This is a genomic window from Sphingomonas sp. 28-62-20, assembly GCF_002281505.1.
Genome location: NZ_NCGH01000006.1, coordinates 146,091 through 161,905 on the forward strand (window position 1 = coordinate 146,091; position 15,815 = coordinate 161,905).

The 15,815-nt window shown below is 61.4% G+C and carries 15 protein-coding genes; 5 read left to right on the forward strand and 10 right to left on the reverse strand.

Annotated elements, in window-relative coordinates; translation table 11 throughout:
• Window positions 1-43: 43 nt before the first annotated feature.
• Complete coding sequence (locus B7Y43_RS06335; RefSeq protein ID WP_374130772.1) at window positions 44-1,546, forward strand: replicative DNA helicase; 1,503 nt, start codon at window positions 44-46, stop codon at window positions 1,544-1,546.
• Window positions 1,547-2,146: 600 nt separating this feature from the next.
• Window positions 2,147-2,725: a hypothetical protein gene (locus tag B7Y43_RS06340; protein WP_374130773.1), complete on the forward strand. Its 579-nt coding sequence runs from the start codon at window positions 2,147-2,149 to the stop codon at window positions 2,723-2,725.
• A 243-nt stretch (window positions 2,726-2,968) separates the two neighbouring features.
• Here B7Y43_RS06340 and B7Y43_RS06345 read toward each other — a convergent pair whose 3' ends face one another.
• The 8 genes from B7Y43_RS06345 to B7Y43_RS06380 form a co-directional block, all read right to left on the reverse strand.
• Window positions 2,969-3,742, reverse strand: a complete 774-nt coding sequence (locus tag B7Y43_RS06345; protein ID WP_374130774.1) for a phosphoadenylyl-sulfate reductase — start codon at window positions 3,740-3,742, stop codon at window positions 2,969-2,971.
• Complete coding sequence (locus B7Y43_RS06350) at window positions 3,735-4,193, reverse strand: DUF934 domain-containing protein (RefSeq protein ID WP_374130775.1); 459 nt, start codon at window positions 4,191-4,193, stop codon at window positions 3,735-3,737. Before B7Y43_RS06350 ends, B7Y43_RS06345 begins: the two co-directional genes overlap by 8 nt.
• Entirely contained in the window at window positions 4,186-5,817 is a 1,632-nt protein-coding gene (locus B7Y43_RS06355; RefSeq protein WP_374130776.1) for a nitrite/sulfite reductase, read from the reverse strand. The genes B7Y43_RS06350 and B7Y43_RS06355 overlap by 8 nt, the downstream gene beginning before the upstream one ends.
• Before the next feature lie 5 nt (window positions 5,818-5,822).
• Window positions 5,823-6,275, reverse strand: a complete 453-nt coding sequence (locus B7Y43_RS06360) for a hypothetical protein (protein WP_374130777.1) — start codon at window positions 6,273-6,275, stop codon at window positions 5,823-5,825.
• The gene (locus B7Y43_RS06365; protein ID WP_374130778.1) at window positions 6,272-6,568 is read right to left on the reverse strand and encodes a DUF2849 domain-containing protein; all 297 of its coding nucleotides are present in this window, start codon (window positions 6,566-6,568) and stop codon (window positions 6,272-6,274) included. The genes B7Y43_RS06360 and B7Y43_RS06365 overlap by 4 nt, the downstream gene beginning before the upstream one ends.
• Window positions 6,565-7,347, reverse strand: a complete 783-nt coding sequence (gene cobA, locus B7Y43_RS06370) for a uroporphyrinogen-III C-methyltransferase (protein WP_374130779.1) — start codon at window positions 7,345-7,347, stop codon at window positions 6,565-6,567. Before cobA ends, B7Y43_RS06365 begins: the two co-directional genes overlap by 4 nt.
• Before the next feature lie 71 nt (window positions 7,348-7,418).
• Window positions 7,419-8,831: a succinylglutamate-semialdehyde dehydrogenase gene (gene astD / locus B7Y43_RS06375; protein ID WP_374130780.1), complete on the reverse strand. Its 1,413-nt coding sequence runs from the start codon at window positions 8,829-8,831 to the stop codon at window positions 7,419-7,421.
• 67 nt (window positions 8,832-8,898) lie between these two features.
• The gene (locus tag B7Y43_RS06380; protein ID WP_374130781.1) at window positions 8,899-10,278 is read right to left on the reverse strand and encodes a protein adenylyltransferase SelO family protein; all 1,380 of its coding nucleotides are present in this window, start codon (window positions 10,276-10,278) and stop codon (window positions 8,899-8,901) included.
• A 37-nt stretch (window positions 10,279-10,315) separates the two neighbouring features.
• Between B7Y43_RS06380 and B7Y43_RS06385 the strand changes: the two genes are divergently transcribed.
• Window positions 10,316-11,206 carry an alpha/beta fold hydrolase gene (locus B7Y43_RS06385; protein ID WP_374130782.1) on the forward strand — a complete coding sequence of 297 codons (891 nt, stop codon included), beginning with the start codon at window positions 10,316-10,318 and terminating at the stop codon, window positions 11,204-11,206.
• A gap of 49 nt (window positions 11,207-11,255) precedes the next feature.
• The gene (locus tag B7Y43_RS06390) at window positions 11,256-12,413 is read left to right on the forward strand and encodes a glycosidase (RefSeq protein ID WP_374130783.1); all 1,158 of its coding nucleotides are present in this window, start codon (window positions 11,256-11,258) and stop codon (window positions 12,411-12,413) included.
• On the opposite strand, the gene ruvX is transcribed toward B7Y43_RS06390, so the two are convergent.
• Together ruvX and B7Y43_RS06400 are read right to left on the reverse strand one after the other, a co-directional pair.
• Entirely contained in the window at window positions 12,371-12,832 is a 462-nt protein-coding gene (gene ruvX, locus B7Y43_RS06395; protein ID WP_374130784.1) for a RuvX/YqgF family protein, read from the reverse strand. The genes B7Y43_RS06390 and ruvX overlap by 43 nt on opposite strands.
• Complete coding sequence (locus tag B7Y43_RS06400; RefSeq protein WP_374130785.1) at window positions 12,829-13,938, reverse strand: DUF3089 domain-containing protein; 1,110 nt, start codon at window positions 13,936-13,938, stop codon at window positions 12,829-12,831. The genes ruvX and B7Y43_RS06400 overlap by 4 nt, the downstream gene beginning before the upstream one ends.
• 138 nt (window positions 13,939-14,076) lie before the next feature.
• Between B7Y43_RS06400 and B7Y43_RS06405 the strand changes: the two genes are divergently transcribed.
• Complete coding sequence (locus B7Y43_RS06405; protein ID WP_374130786.1) at window positions 14,077-15,798, forward strand: DUF4153 domain-containing protein; 1,722 nt, start codon at window positions 14,077-14,079, stop codon at window positions 15,796-15,798.
• Window positions 15,799-15,815: the final 17 nt, after the last annotated feature.

Below are 15,815 nucleotides of genomic sequence, written 5' to 3' on the forward strand. Positions count from 1 at the left end.
CGGGACGGGTTGAGCCCCGGGCAATGCTCTGGGAAGAGGGGCAATGGCCACCGCGATGATCCCTCCTTCCGGGCATAATGTCCCCATGTCGCTTCCCCAAAATGTGGAGGCGGAGGCAGCGATGCTGGGGGCGATGATGATCGATAACCGGCTCGCCGATGATCTAACCGACCGGCTTGAGCCCGAACATTTTTATGAACCCGTCCATGGCCGTATCTTTGCCGCGATCAAGACGCTCCGCAAGACCGAGAGCCTGGCGACGCCGGTTACGCTGCGCCCGATGTTTGAGGCGGATGAGGGGATGCGTGCGCTGGGCGGGCCAAGCTATCTTGCGCAATTGACGGGGAGTGGCGCGGGGCTGATCGGCGCGCGCCAGTTCGCCAAGCAAATCTATGACCTGGCGATGCTGCGCACGCTCGTTTCGGTCGGCCGCCAGCTGGTAGAGCGCGCGCTGGACACGTCGGAAGAGGTCAACCCGCGCAAGCAGATCGAGGAAGCCGAGGAGGAGCTGTTCAAGGTCGCCGCTGATGGCGGGGCCGAGAGCACTGTCAAAAGCTTTGGTGATGCCGCCAAGGCCGCTGTCAAAATGGCAGAGCGCGCGCTGAATGCAGGCGGCAATCTGTCGGGCATCACGACGGGCCTCGATTCGGTCAACGCCAAGATGGGCGGCATGCACCATAGCGATCTGATGATCCTGGCCGGGCGCCCCGGCATGGGCAAGACCGCGCTGGCGACCAATATCGCCTTCAACGCCGCGCAACGCTGGATGCGCGACATGGCCGACGGCCTTGCGCCCGATCGCTCGGTTGGCACCAAGGTGGCGTTTTTCAGCCTGGAAATGTCGGCCGATCAGCTGGCAACGCGTATCCTGGCCGAACAATCGCAGATCAGTTCCGAACGGCTGCGGATGGGCAAGATCAATAATGCCGAGATGAGCCGATTGGTGCAGGCGTCGATGGAATTGCAGCATCTGCCGTTGTTTATCGATGACACCGCCGGCCTGTCGATCGGTGCGCTGCACACGCGGATGCGGCGGCTGCAGCGGCGGCAGAATGAGCAAATCGGGCTGGTGGTGGTTGATTATCTCCAGCTGCTGCAGGGCAGCGGGCGCGGCTCCAACGATAATCGCGTGCAGGAAATTTCGGAAATCAGCCGTGGGCTCAAAACGATGGCCAAGGATCTGAACGTCTCGGTCATGGCGCTCTCGCAGCTCAGCCGTGCGGTCGAACAGCGCGAGGACAAACGCCCGCAGCTATCGGATCTGCGCGAATCGGGATCGATCGAGCAGGACGCCGATATCGTGATGTTCGTTTACCGCGAGGATTATTACATCGCGATGCACGAACCCGAAGTGCCCCGCGCGGGCAGCACGGCTGACGTTGAGGACAAGCACGCGAAGTGGTCGCAGAAATATGCCGAAGTGGCGGGCTTGTCCGAACTGATCATCGCCAAGCAGCGCCACGGCGCGACCGGCAAGGTGACCTTGCGCTTTGAGCCGGAGATTACCCGGTTCAGCGATTATGCGGGGCCGGTGCCGAGCTATTGAGTTAGAAACTCGGTTCCTCGCGCGGCGTCTGCGACCCCCTGTATGACTGCCGCCGTGCTCCCAATCGGCCTTCTGGGCTTTTAGAAACGCCTGATCACGGGCCAAGGCAGTGCGTGTCGGTTCGGCGCGATAATCACGCTCAGCGCGCAAGCCAGGATAGTATTCGGCCTGCAAAGGCATGGCGCGCGATCCCTCTTAAAGTCAGCCCGCCACCTCATAGCTGGCGGTAGCTTTCTCGATCTGTGGGGAATCAATTCAGTTCAGGCTCGAGCGTGACTGCCTGATGAATGCGGCATCGCGACAACCGGCAGAATCAGCAAATTAGCATTACGCGCTGACCCAAAGATGGGTGAAGGCGGAAGATTCATAAATCAGAGCAATCATAACATCTGTACTAAAAAGGCATCGCCTCATTCTTGAGTGTACAAATATGATCGCTTACTATTCACGATATTTGATTAATGATACAATACAAATGTCGTATAAAATATTCGAGTCGTGGTTTGTAAAAATAAGCTGTGGACAAATAAACATACATATTATCTGCAGAGCATTTTCGGTAAAAAGATGACTCACGATCAAAATCAAGATCCATCCATTATGGCGACGGCCATCCCATTAAATTTGATGAGCTCTAGAAATGATGGTGGCAAACGACTTAAAGATTCAGTCTATGGGGTAGTGACTGTAGTTCTGATAGCCGCGATATTTATGATGATTACGTCATCGGCATATGGTGAGAATCTGATAATTCTGAAATGTGACTTTGACCAGATAACAACATACAGGACATATAAGAGTGATTATGCTGTTGAGTCTGTAAGAAGATCTACTTCTGCGACATATAGATTAGAGCATCCGAATAATATCTCGACATTAGAAAATGATGGTAGGTCATGGAGCGCTAACATATGTGAGACCGGTTACTGCTCGATTGAGTCAACCTATATAAACAAAACTGATAAGAAATCGGATACCATTACGCTCGGTACAATAAAAAATGTTCAAATGCATACTGATCTATCTTGGTCAATCAATCGAGAAACAGGATCGTATCTATTTTCGCGTGTAAATGTTATTGAACTGCCGGGCCGTAATGGCGAAACGATTATTCAAAAGGAGGAGGGGCGTGGCGCGTGTGCTGAAACTGCTACCCCGACTGGCCCTAAAGGTGATTAACTTTATGAAGATCAGATAATTCCGGCTGTATTTTATGGATCTTGTGTTTCGATGAAATTTTTGAATAACAGATAAGGGCCGAAGAAAGCTGTCCTTACCAAGGGAGCGCCCTTATCCAGCGGCGTCCTTAATTCGCACGGGCGCCGAGACAAATGTTGCCGATGTTTCATCACGTTCTGCGCTTACGGAACGGCAGAAGACAAAGGCGCGCTTGGAGCTAATCCTGTTAGACCGGAAACCAGCCTAAAAGCTCGGCTCTTCGCCCGGCTTTTCGGGCACGTGGATGCCGCATTCTACCTTTTCCCAACCGCGCCAGCGACCCGCGCGGGCGTCCTCGCCGGGTAGGACCTTGCTGGTGCAGGGCGCGCAGCCGATCGAGAGATAGCCTGCGTCTACCAATGGGTGCGGCGGGAGATGCTGCGCGGCGACATAGGCGTCGAGATCGGCTTTTGACCAGCTGGCGAGCGGATTGATCTTGAGGCGTCCAGCCGTGTCGCTGGTATCAATTTCGAACCGGTGGAGATTGGCGCGGGTCGCCGACTGGAAGCCTTTTCGCCCCGTAATTGTCGTGTCGAACCCCGCAAGGGCGGCGGAGAGCGGCTTGACCTTGCGGATTTCGCAACAGCCATCCGGGTCAAAAGACCAGCGCAGGCCACTTTCGTCGCGTTTGACGATAGCGTCGGCATCGGGCGTCAAGTTGCGCAGATCGGTGATTCCGAGCTGGCTGGCGAGCTGGTCGCGATAGGCGAGTGTTTCGGGGAAATGCTTGCCCGTCTCAAGAAAGAGCACCGGCACGGACGGATCGATGCTTGAGACCAAATGCAGCAACACCGCCGATTCTGCGCCGAACGAGGAAACGATTGCTGCCCGGCCTATCAATCCTTCGGCCAGCACCGCCGCCAGCATTTCCCGCGCATCGACATCAGCGAAGCGCGCATTGAGCGCTGCCACATCCGCCGCTGTAAAGCGCGGCGCGCTGTCGATCATATCGACGGCGCGGGCGAGCGTCTTAGCCATGCCGCAGCTTCCAAACCGGCACGACGCTGTCGGCAGCAGCCTGATAGGCGTTGTCATAGCGCTCGAGTGACGCCTTCAGCACCGCTTCGTCCACAGGGGCCTGGGGTGCGAAACTGTCAAACCCGCAGCGACGCATCAACGGAATCTGGTCGACCAGCACATCGCCCGCCGCGCGGAGTTCGCCGGGATAGCCCGCCTCGCGGAGCACCCGGCCGGCGGAATAACCGCGCCCGTCGCGGAACGCCGGGAAGCTCACCTCGATCAGCGCGAGCTGGCCGAGATGCGGGATCAGTGCGCGCGCATCATCACCCGCCTCGATGCGGACGGCGGTAGCGTTGGACTGGCCCTGGACAAAGCTGTCGAGGGTGATCGCGGGTTCGTCATGCGCCGGATCGTCCCGGAAACGCAGCAATCCGCCGACGGACGTCGGCATGCTAACGGTGTCACCCATAGATCGCCTCCTTGAAGGGCTCGATGCCAATGCGGCGATAGGTGTCGAGGAAACGCTCGCCCTCGGTGCGGGTGGCGAGATAGACGTCGGTGACTTTTTCGACCGCATCGACCACACCGTCCTCGTCAAAGCCGGGGCCGGTAATCTTGCCGATGCTGACATCGTCCGCGCCCGATCCACCGAGCGAGAGCTGGTAGTTTTCGGTGCCCTTTTTGTCGACGCCAAGGATGCCGATATGCCCGGCATGGTGGTGGCCGCAGGCGTTGATGCAGCCCGAGATTTTGAGCTTCAACTCCCCAAGGTCGCGCTGGCGACCGAGATCGCCGAAGCGCTGGGCGATTTTCTGCGCGACCGGGATCGACCGGGCATTGGCCAGGCTGCAATAATCGAGACCGGGGCAGGCGATGATATCGCTGATCAGATCGAGATTGGCGCTTGCCAGACCCGCGTCGCTGAGTGCGGCCCACACAGCGTAGAGATCGGCCTTGCGGACATGCGGCAGGACGATGTTCTGGGCATGAGTGACGCGCAGTTCATCGAACGCGTAGCGCTCGGCGAGATCGGCCATCAGGTCGATCTGTTCGGCACTGGCATCGCCGGGGATGCCACCAATCGGCTTCAGGCTGATATTGACGATGGCATAGCCGGGTGCCTTATGGCGCTTGACGTTTTGGTCGAGCCAGACCGAGAAATCGGGATCGCTGCGGTCGATGGTGTCGGCAGCATCGGTCTCGAACGCGGGCGGCGCGAACATCGCGGTGATCCGCGCAAGCTCAGCAGCGGGCGGATCGATGCCGAGCGCCTTCACCTGGACAAATTCCGCCTCGACCTGCTGGCGATAGGAATCGGCGCCGATTTCATGGATCAGGATCTTAATCCGCGCCTTGTACATATTGTCCCGCCGACCGTAGCGGTTGTAGACGCGCAGGCACGCCTCGAGATAGCTGAGCAGGTCTTCGGCGGTGATAAAATCCTTGATTTCCGGGCCGATCATCGGCGTGCGGCCCATCCCGCCGCCCACGAAAATCTTGGCACCGAGCACGCCGTCACGCTCAAGTAGCTGGATGCCGATATCATGCAGCCGCATCGCCGCGCGATCCTCATCTGCTGCGATTACCGCGATCTTGAACTTGCGCGGGAGATAGCTGAATTCGGGGTGGAAAGTGCTCCACTGCCGCAGCAGCTCGGCCCAGGGGCGCGGGTCAGTGACTTCATCGGCGGCGGCGCCTGCATATTGGTCCGAACTGATGTTGCGGATGCAGTTGCCGCTGGTCTGGATGGCATGCATCTCGACGGTCGCGAGCTCGGCGAGGATATCGGGCGTGTCGGCGAGCTTGATCCAGTTGAACTGGAGATTCTGCCGCGTGGTGAAATGGCCATAGCCGCGATCATATTTGCGCGCGATATGCCCGAGCATCCGCATCTGGCGGCTGTCGAGCGTGCCATATGGAATGGCGACGCGCAGCATATAGGCATGGAGCTGTAGGTAGAGGCCGTTCATGAGCCTGAGCGGCTTGAACTGATCCTCGCTCATCGCGCCGGAGAGGCGACGGCTTACCTGATCGCGAAATTCCTCGACGCGGGCATCGACGATCGCCTGATCGAAATGGTCATATTTATACATGTCGGTTATCGGCCCTGATCAACAAGGGTGAGCGGATAGTGGCGGACGATTGTGCCCAGTTCAGCCAGGCCGAGTCCGTCGATCTTGATTTCGCGGTGCGCGGCCCGGATGGCCTTGAAGGCATCAGCGACGCCGGGCGCATCATGGCCTTGCGCCGTCGGATAACCGACCGCGACGATGACATCCCAGTCGGCGTCGCTGTCATCTGCCCGCTCCAGCAGCGCATAGCTCGTGAACAGCCCCTGATCGATCCCGGCGCGGTCCATCGCGAACCAGTTTTGCTTGATATAGGCGATCAGCGCGGCGCGCTTGCCGGGGGCGGCGCGTAAATATGTGTGAGTGACGTGCAGCGTCGGGGCTTTGGTCGCTTGGGCTGTTGGTCCGGCAGAGGGGGCAGCCAGCGCCGCTGGCGCCGCGGTCGCCATCGCAATTGCCAGCAGAAGGCGGGGGACCATCATATCACCCATTCGCCGGCTAATGGGTCGGCGGGCTTTAGCGTCAGATCGGGGCGGACGGTGGGGCCAAGCGCGCGGACGCGATCCTTGATGTGCGCAGGGCGGGGGCCATCGGGGGTAGCTTCCGCATCGATCACATAGGGCACGTTGACGCGGCGCGCGCCTTCCTCAGCGCGGGCGATGCTCTCACCGCCTTCGCCGACATCGGCCGCGTCCTCGACATGGCGCGACCAGCCGGTGCCGCTCCACCAGACGACATCGCCCGAAGATAGATCATTACCGGTCAAGATCTTCACGAAATAGCCTCCGCTGCGATGGCAAGGGATTGGAGCGCGTCGAATGCCGAACCGCGCGCGGCAACGTCGCCGACGACGATCACTGCCGGGCTCTTGACGCCTTCGCGCGCGATCATCGCGCCGAGATCGGCGAGGAGTGTACGCACGGCACGGGCATTAGGCCGGGTGCCATTTTCGAGCACGGCGACAGGCATGTCGGGGGCCACTCCCTCAGCGATCAGCTTGTCGGCGATCAGATCGGATGTGGCGACGCCCATATAGATCACCAGGGTGCGGCCCTTGCCGGCTAGGCCTGCCCAATTCTGTTCGGACAGTCCCTGGCACTGCCCCGCCACAAAGGTGACCGCGCTTGATACCGATCGGTGCGTGAGCGGCATCAGCGCACCGGCGGCCGCCCCCATCGCCGCCGAAATGCCGGGGATGACATGGACGGGCACACCAGCGGCCAAGCAGGCATTGGCCTCTTCACCGCCGCGCCCAAAGATGAAGGGATCGCCGCCCTTCAGCCGCACCACGCGTTTGCCGCGCTTTGCCTCGGCAACGAGCAGGTCGTTGATCGCTTCCTGGCGCATCGTGTGTCGGCTGCGGCTCTTGGCGACCGAAACGCGCGAGGTGGCAGGCGCGAGGTCGAGAATGCGCTGATCAACCAGCCCGTCATGCACGATCAGGTCGGCCGCGAGGATCGCATCGCGCGCCGCGACGGTCAGCAGGCCTGGGTCACCCGGGCCGGCGCCGACGAGCAGCACGCTACCGATAGAGGTGGAGAAATCGGTCATCATGACTGGCCTAATGATCGCCCTGGGTGTTGGGTGCAACTCAGGGCTGCTTGGGGGCGACGTAGCCTAGCTTTTCAGGCGTCCTTAAGCCCGATGCCAATCGTTGCGCGTGCCTGGTCTGCTTCGGAGGACACGACCGGATAGGCGCAATAATCGGCGGCATAATAGGCGCTCGGGCGGTGGTTGCCCGACCAGCCGATGCCCCCGAAGGGCGCGGACGACGACGCCCCATTGGTCGGCTTGTTCCAGTTGACGATTCCGGCGCGGGCATTGGCCCAGAACTGATCGTACAGAGCCGGGTCCTGGCTCACGAGCGAGGCGGCGAGGCCGTAACGGGTATTGTTCGCTTCGACGATGGCGTCTTCAAAGCTGGCGGTGCGGACGACTTGCAGAATCGGGCCGAACAATTCGATATCGGGACGATCGTTCATCTCGGTGACGTCGATCACGCCGGGGGTGAGGAAAGGGCGGTCGTCGATCGGGCGCTGCATGTGCCGCACCGGTCGCCCCCCGCGCGACATCAACGTCACGAAGCTTTCGGTCAGCAGATCGGCGGCTTCATTGTCGATCACCGGACCCATGAACGGCTGTGGATCAGCATGCGGATCGCCAACGATCAGCCGATCGAGCAGTTTCGACAGTTCGGCCATTAGCGGCTGGTGGAGCCGTTCATCGACGATCAGGCGCCGCGCGGCGGTGCAGCGCTGGCCAGCGCTGGTAAAGGCCGATTGGACGATGAGCACGGCTGCCGAGGCAAGATCAGGCGCATCCCACACCAAAATCGGGTTGTTGCCGCCCATTTCGAGCGCAAGGATTTTTTCGGGCTTATCAGCAAAGGCGCGGTTAAGCGCGATGCCGGTGCGGGCCGATCCCGTAAATAACAGCCCGTCGATGTCGGGATGCCCCGCCAATGCCTTGCCCTCTGCAGGGCCGCCGATCAGCAGCCGGATACAGCCATCGGGGACGCCCGCCTCGCGCAAGCAATCCACCAGGAACGCGCCCGTCGCCGGGGTCTTCTCCGACGGCTTGAACACCACGGCATTGCCGGCCAGCAAGGCGGGAATGATATGGCCGTTGGGCAGATGGGCCGGGAAATTATAGGGGCCAAGCACCGCCAGCACGCCGTGCGGCTTGTGGCGAACCGCGAGCCGGCCGCCTTGCGATTCGATTTTTCGCTGGGCGCTGCGCTCGGCATAGGCGGTGGCCGAGATATTGACCTTGGCGATCACCGAATCGACCTCGGTTCGCGCCTCCCACAAAGGTTTGCCGGTTTCGCGCGCGATCAAATCCGCAAAGGGTTCTGCCTTGGCGCGCACGACATTGGCAAAGCGGCGCAGCACTTCAAGCCGGCAGGCGAGCGGTTGCGCTGCCCAGCCTGCCCAGCTGGCGCGCGCAATGGCTATTTCAGTATCGGCGTCACCGGGCATCTGGCGCCACAAAATGGCCCCGGTTGCGGGTTCGATGGAGACGATTTCCTGTCCAACCATTGGGTCTTTCTTCTCGATTGATGCGCGCTCTTGCCCGATTTTAATAGAGAATGCCAACTGGCGTCATTCAGTCAGCAAGCGCGGCGCCGAATTCGCGGATTTTCACGACCTTGGCATGCAGTGCTGCCCAGTCATCGCGCTCTGCGATGTCGGACCAGATCGATTCGACTTCATCGATCAGCATCGAACAAGGGGCTTGTTCTTGCCAATAGCCGTGGTCGCGGGGTTTTCGTGGCGTGTAATGCGCCGCTATAGCCCTTGCCTCGGTAAAGCCGGGACCGAAGCTGTCGGGGATCTGGCCACCGAAGCTGGCCTGGAAAAATCGATCAAGCGGCGTTTCGGCTGCGCGCAAGGCGGGTTCCATCGCCTGAATCAGCGCTCGATCATCGGCACTGGACCGCGGCACCACGCCCAGCCGCCACAGGATGGCGCCCGTCACGGCGGGTTGATAATGATCGCCGAAGCTATCGAGCACCGCGATCAAGGGTTCAGCCGGGGAAATCAGCCGCAGCGACACGGCCAATTGCATGACATCCCAATAAATTGCCTCGGGCTGGCGGCCAAAGGCGTACAGACCGGCATGATCGAAATAGGCGGCGGTGAAATCGGGATCCCAGCTGGGATTGAAGCGCCACGGCCCGTAATCAAAGCTTTCGCCAGTGACGTTGATGTTGTCGCTGTTGAGCACGCCGTGGACAAAGCCCGCCGCCATGAACTGCCCCGCGAGCCGCGCTGTGCGCCGCACGACATGATCAAGCAGGCGCACCGGGCCGTCGTCGCCCTCGCTGAAATCGCCAAAATAATGGCCGAGCACATAATCGGTCAGTCGCCGCATCCCGTCTTCGTCGCGCATATAGGCCAGCCGCTGGAAGGTGCCGATGCGGATATGGCCGTGGTTGAGCCGGACGAGGACCGCGCCGCGCGTGGGGGAGGGTTCATCATTGCGCTCCAGCGCTTCACCGGTCTCGATCAGCGAAAAGCTGCGCGAAGTCGAAACGCCCAATGCTTCGAGCATCTCGGTCGCCAAAATCTCGCGAACGCCGCCTTTCAGCGTCAATCTACCGTCACCAAAACGGCTCCACGGGGTCTGCCCCGATCCCTTGGTGCCCAGGTCCATCAGTCGGCCCTGATCATCGCGCATCTGGGCAAACAGGAAACCACGGCCATCGCCAATTTCGGGATTATAATTGCGAAACTGGTGGCCGTGATAGCGCAAGGCCAGCGGCGTCGTCAGGCTGCCGGGCAGCGGCGCGAACCGACCGAAATGCGCGACCCATGCCACATCACTCAGCGAATCGAGCCCGACAGTCGCGGCCGCCCGATCATTGCGAAAGCGCAGGATCGTTTGCGGGAACGGCGCTGCTGTCACAGAATCATAGAAACTGTCCCCCAGCGACAGAATCGCGGTGGCAGGGCGGAATGCGGCGGGTTGCGGGTTGGCGGTCATCCGGCGATATGGAGGCTAGGCGCGCAAGGACGCAACCATGGCTGCATATGAAAATCGATATTGGTGGTCGAACGATGGGATCCGGCTGCACGCGCGCGATTATGCGCCACGCGATCCCGTCGCCGCTGCTGGGCGACCACCCATCCTCTGCCTGCCGGGCCTGACCCGCAACGCGCGCGATTTCGATACGCTGGCGCAGCGGCTTTCGGCCGAATGGCGCGTGGTTGTCGTTGATTTCCGCGGGCGGGGCGACAGCGGCTATGCCAAGGATCCGATGAGCTATGTGCCGCTTGTCTATGTGCAGGATGTCGAAAAGCTGCTCGGCGAGCTTGGCTGTACGCGCTATTTGGCAATCGGCACATCGCTGGGCGGGATTGTGACGATGCTGCTGGCGGGGGCCGCGCGCGAGACGATCGTTGGCGCGGTGCTGAATGATGTCGGGCCAGAGATTGATCCGATCGGTTTGTCGCGAATCCGTTCCTATGTTGGCAAGACCAGCGCTTGGCCCACCTGGATGCACGCCGCACGTGCCGTGGCTGAGAGCAATGCCGATGCCTACCCGCATTATGAGATTGGCGATTGGCTGGCGATGGCCAAGCGGCTCTATCGACTCAATGCGTCGGGCCGGATTGTGCTCGATTATGATATGAAGATCGCCGAACCGTTCCGGCTGCCGGGGAATGAGGCGGGGCCGGATATGTGGCAAGCGCTTAATCGGTTGTCGGAAATCCCGGTGCTGATCGTTCGCGGTGGCCTGTCTGATATTTTGCCCGCGCCGGTCGCGGAACGGATGGCGGCGGTGCTGGGCGATGCTGCCTTGGTGACGGTGCCTGATGTCGGCCATGCGCCGACGCTGGATGAGCCTGAAGCGACGGCGGCAATCGACCGCCTGCTGGCGGGGGTTGCGCGGGAACCTGTCGTGGCGTGAACCGTCTGGTTCTTTGCCAGCCAAAGGGTCGGCGGCAAAGGAAAACCGGATGATTTTGCTCGACAGACTGGTTTTCACGCCGAATGACGTTGATCTGTCACGATCGCCGCTTTCGGGTCGCGTCGATGCCGAAACCTATGTGCTGGGCGCGTTCAACCCGGGGCTGGCGCGGCTGGCCAATGGCCATTTGCTGCTGATGGTGCGGGTGGCGGAGGCACTCCGGACGCCGATTTGGAACGGCCATGTCCATGCGATCCGCTGGGCAGATGAGTGTTATCGGCTCGATGCCTGGCCGCTTGATGCTGTCGACACCAGCGATCCGCGCAATTTCAGGCGCTATGGCCAGGACTGGCCATTGTTCGGGCTTACCTCCCTGTCCTGGCTTTTACCCGTTGAATTGACGGCGGAGGGCGATGCCGTGGTTGCGGTGCATTATGACCGCGCGATTGCGCCGATCGCGCCCTATCAATGCTATGGTATTGAAGATGCGCGGATTGCTCGGGTTGGCGATCAATATTTGATGACTGCCTGCGCGGTCAGCCCGGAACGCCAATGTACCATCCTCTATAGCTCAGCCGATGCGCTTGACTGGCAGCTTGAGGGGATCGTGCTTGATCACCAGAACAAGGACATGCTGATCTTCCAGGGGCTGATCGGCAGCCAATATTGGGCGCAGACCCGGCCGCTGGGCGATGGCTATTTCACCTATCCGCCGGACAGTCCGTGGTGCGCGGGGCCATCGATCAACCTCGCCACCTCGCCCGATGCGCGCCACTGGAAGCCGCATGCGCAGCCCGGTATCCGCCCGGCAGTCGCGATGCCGACCGCGGTGCGCATCGGCGGTGGTGCCCCGCCGATCCTGACGCCCGCTGGATGGCTGAGCCTGTGGCATGGGGTGGAGCCGGATGGGGGCGTGGGTATCTATCGCACCTATTGGTCGCTGCTTGATCGCGATGAACCTTGGCGGACGATTGCCGGCGGGAATGCGCCGCTGATTGAGCCTGTGCCAACGCTCACTGATCCGATCAAGATTCTGATGTATCTGGACAACATCGTCTTCACGACCGGGATTGTCGAAGCTGGAGACGCCTGGATGGTCGCCAGTGGGGAGGCTGATCTGGCCTGTCGGCTCACCTTGATCGACAAACGCGGACTGACCTCATCTCAGCCCATCATTAGCGCATCGATCGCGCCTTGCAGGATGTAGCTGGCGGCGATCTTGTCGATTCGTTCGGCGCGTTTGGCGCGGCTGATATCCTCAGCGATCATCTGGCGTTCGACCGCCTGGGTTGACCAACGTTCGTCCCACAGCAAAATCGGCAGGCCCAGATCGTCCATATTGCGCGCAAAGGCGCGCGTAGATTGGGTGCGCGGGCTATCCGTGCCGTCGAGATTGAGCGGCAGGCCGATGACGATCCCAACCACTGATTGCTGCGTGATCAGCGCGACGATCGCGGCCTTGTCGGCGGTGAATTTGGTGCGCCGGATCAGCAGGGCAGGTGAGGCGAAGCTCCACCCGGCATCGGCAAGCGCGGTGCCGACCGTCTTGGTGCCGACATCAAGCCCGATCAGTCGCCCGCCATGGGGAAGGACAGCGCGAAAATCAGCGGCGGCGGTGGTGATCACTTTTTGCCAAACGCGGCCAGCCGCCGCGCGGCATCGGCCCGCACATTACCCCAGAACAGGCTGTAATCGAACACATGATAATTATTGCCGGGCAGCACATATTGCCCAATTTGCGCAGGCGGCGGCCCGATTAGCAGAAAGCCGCGCCCGTCGCAGCGCGCTGGAAGGCCGCCTGCGACAAGCGTGGCGGTTTTCATGTCGGTTGATGGCACCAACGTGCCGAGATTGGCGGTTGCCGGCGCGCTCGCACCCGGCGTGCCGGTAATCGGATTGGTGCAGATCATCGCGCTGCCCTTGCGCGGCGCGCCGTTCAGCCCGGTCGAAGCATCGTACGTATCGAGGATCAGGCTGGGATCGGCGGGTTCTGCGAAGCTTTGCCAGGACAGAATGCAGCCGGTTTGATCGGCGGCGCTGCATTCGGGCAGTCCGAGCACGGGCAGATCGGTGTTGCGCGAGATTGGCCAGCCCACGGCATAGGCAGCGACGATCCGCCGGGCGATCGGCTTGCCCGCCACCCGTTCGCGCAGCAGCCGGATCAGGTGGAGCGCGCCCTGGCTATGGCCCGCGAGAATGATGGGCCGATCGGGGCCGATTTCGCGCAGGAATTCGTCGAATGCCGCGCTGACATCACCATAAGCGAGATCAAGCGCCTGTTGCGCTTCCGCCAGGCCGGTGAAGAACGCCCCGAAGGTCGCCTGGCGATAGCGCGGCGCCCAGATGGCGGCACTGGCGTTGAATGCGCTTGCCTGGCCGCGCAGGAACAACGCCGCCCTGTCATTGGCGATTTTGTCGCCAAGCGGGGCATTCCAGCTCGTCCGGTCAAGATAAGAGGTCGGGTGAATGAAGAACATCACGGCTTGCGGATTGGCGGCCGGCTTTTCGCCCGACGGTGTCCACAGCGCTGGATTGCCGGGCTTGTCGGGGCGCGCCAGCCACATGTTCGCGTTCTTATAGACGCTCGAATTGACGCCGGGCAGACGCTCGAACTGCGCCGACGGCACGAAGGCGACCCGCATCAGCTGCGGGCCGAACATCCTGAACGCGAAAAGACCAGCAATGACCATGACGATGAGGACCGCCATCAGATAGAGAAACTTGCGCGCCAAACGAGATACTCCGGATGATTGTGCGGTGCAGCAAAAGCCCGCCGATCGCAACTGCGTTTCCTGTGCCCGACGAATGTGTCGCCTGCAATCGCGGCTTCGGCTATGGAGAAGGTGGCTGTGCCAGAAGGAATTGCAGACATGGATGCCTTTGTCACGGAGCAGGATGGCCCGGCAGGTGGCGCATGGCCAGTGCGGCCATTATTGCTGGCGGGCATTGGCGCCGCTGCTGCGCTGGCTATCCAGCAATTGCTTGGCCAGGGTTCTGCCCCACCGGTTGATCGGGTCGCGGTGGCGATCGGCATCGGTACGGCGGCGGTCGGCTTTGGGTTCGTCGCTGAAAAGGTCCGACTCGGCTGGGCGATTGCGTTCACAATCGTGATTGGTCTGGCGGCGGGGCTGATCGTTTATTGGCAGGGGACGCCGGGCGGCTCGCCCGATTTTTGGAACTGGCGGCTGACCAGCCTGTTCCTGGCGATTGCCATCGCCGCCCCGATTTTTCAGACCGCACGCGACGAGGGCCGGTGGCACTTCCCCTATGCCGATCTGCACGGCCATGCCTGGACCAATGTTGTTCTGTGGTTTGCTGGCTGGATTTTCGTCGGCGTTGTGTTTGCGATGGCCTGGCTGCTCGCGGCATTATTCAATCTGGTTAGAATCGATTTCCTTGACAAGCTGCTGCAGAAGGACTGGGTGATCGCGCTGCTGATTGGCGCAGCCTTTGGCGGCGCGGTGGGGTTGCTGCGCGAGCGCGACCGGATCGTGCGGCTGTTGCAGCGGGTGGTGACGGCAGTACTCGGCGTGCTTGCGCCGGTGCTAGGGCTAGGCTTGTTGCTGTTCCTTGTCGCGCTCCCCTTTACCGGGCTTGGCGCGCTGTGGGAGGCGACGCGATCGACCACGCCGATCCTGCTTAGCTGCGTGATCGGGGCGCTGATTCTCGCCAATGCCGTCATCGGCAATGGCGGCGACGATGAAGCGCGGAACCCGGTGCTGCGCTTCGGGGCAATGATACTCGCGCTGGTGATGCTGCCGCTGGTGATCATCGCGGCGATCGCGACAGGACTGCGAATCAATCAATATGGCTTTACGCCCGACCGGCTCTGGGCGCTGACGTTTGTGGTGTTGGCGAGTGCTTATGGCCTGGCCTATCTGGTGTCGCTGGCGCGCGGGCGGGTCGATTGGGCGCCCTATGCACGGTCGGCCAATGTGCTGCTCGGTTTTGCAGTGGCGGCGGTGGCGCTGTTCCTCGCCACCCCGATCCTGAGTTTCAACGCGATTTCGACGGCCGATCAGGTTGCAAGGCTGACATCGGGCAAAATCAAGCCTGAGAAGTTCGACTGGGCGGCACTCGCCTTCGATTTTGGCGCGCCGGGCAGGGCCGCGCTCACGCGGCTGAGCCGCAGCGCAAACGCAACCACCGCCGAGCGTGCCCGGGGCGCGATCAAGGCCAACGACCGTTCGGATGTGGCGAGTATCGAAACGATGGCGGACGGCGCCGACGCGCTTGCGAAGCGGACCCGCGTCCAGCCCCGCGAGGTGCCACTGCCGGACGGGCTGCTGCTGTCTTTCCAAGCTGGAGCCCACGACACTGCCACTGCCGTGCTTTGGTACGAACCCGGCGGCTCGTCCGCAGTACTCGTCATCAGTGACTGTGACCGATGTCGGCCATATGTGAAGGTCACGCGGCGCGACGCCAAGGGAGAGTGGAAGAGCGATAACGGCTTTGCGCCATCCTCGGCTCGGCTCGCTGAAGATAATGAAGCGCTGAAAGATGCCCTTGCCAAGCGCGGCTTTGAAATCCGGCCGGTTCCGCGCCGCCAAGTCTATATCGACGGCAAGCCCGTCGGCGAACCGTTCGAATAGGTTGCGCAAGGCGCGCG

Bases quoted from the DNA above. Each gene is read 5' to 3' on its own strand.
- B7Y43_RS06335 (WP_374130772.1), top strand. From the start codon at position 44: ATGGCCACCGCGATGATCCCTCCTTCCGGGCATAATGTCCCCATGTCG.
- B7Y43_RS06340 (WP_374130773.1), top strand. From the start codon at position 2,147: ATGGCGACGGCCATCCCATTAAATTTGATGAGCTCTAGAAATGATGGT.
- B7Y43_RS06345 (WP_374130774.1), bottom strand. From the start codon at position 3,742: ATGGCTAAGACGCTCGCCCGCGCCGTCGATATGATCGACAGCGCGCCG.
- B7Y43_RS06350 (WP_374130775.1), bottom strand. From the start codon at position 4,193: ATGGGTGACACCGTTAGCATGCCGACGTCCGTCGGCGGATTGCTGCGT.
- B7Y43_RS06355 (WP_374130776.1), bottom strand. From the start codon at position 5,817: ATGTATAAATATGACCATTTCGATCAGGCGATCGTCGATGCCCGCGTC.
- B7Y43_RS06360 (WP_374130777.1), bottom strand. From the start codon at position 6,275: ATGATGGTCCCCCGCCTTCTGCTGGCAATTGCGATGGCGACCGCGGCG.
- cobA (WP_374130779.1), bottom strand. From the start codon at position 7,347: ATGATGACCGATTTCTCCACCTCTATCGGTAGCGTGCTGCTCGTCGGC.
- astD (WP_374130780.1), bottom strand. From the start codon at position 8,831: ATGGTTGGACAGGAAATCGTCTCCATCGAACCCGCAACCGGGGCCATT.
- B7Y43_RS06380 (WP_374130781.1), bottom strand. From the start codon at position 10,278: ATGACCGCCAACCCGCAACCCGCCGCATTCCGCCCTGCCACCGCGATT.
- B7Y43_RS06385 (WP_374130782.1), top strand. From the start codon at position 10,316: ATGGCTGCATATGAAAATCGATATTGGTGGTCGAACGATGGGATCCGG.
- B7Y43_RS06390 (WP_374130783.1), top strand. From the start codon at position 11,256: ATGATTTTGCTCGACAGACTGGTTTTCACGCCGAATGACGTTGATCTG.
- B7Y43_RS06405 (WP_374130786.1), top strand. From the start codon at position 14,077: ATGGATGCCTTTGTCACGGAGCAGGATGGCCCGGCAGGTGGCGCATGG.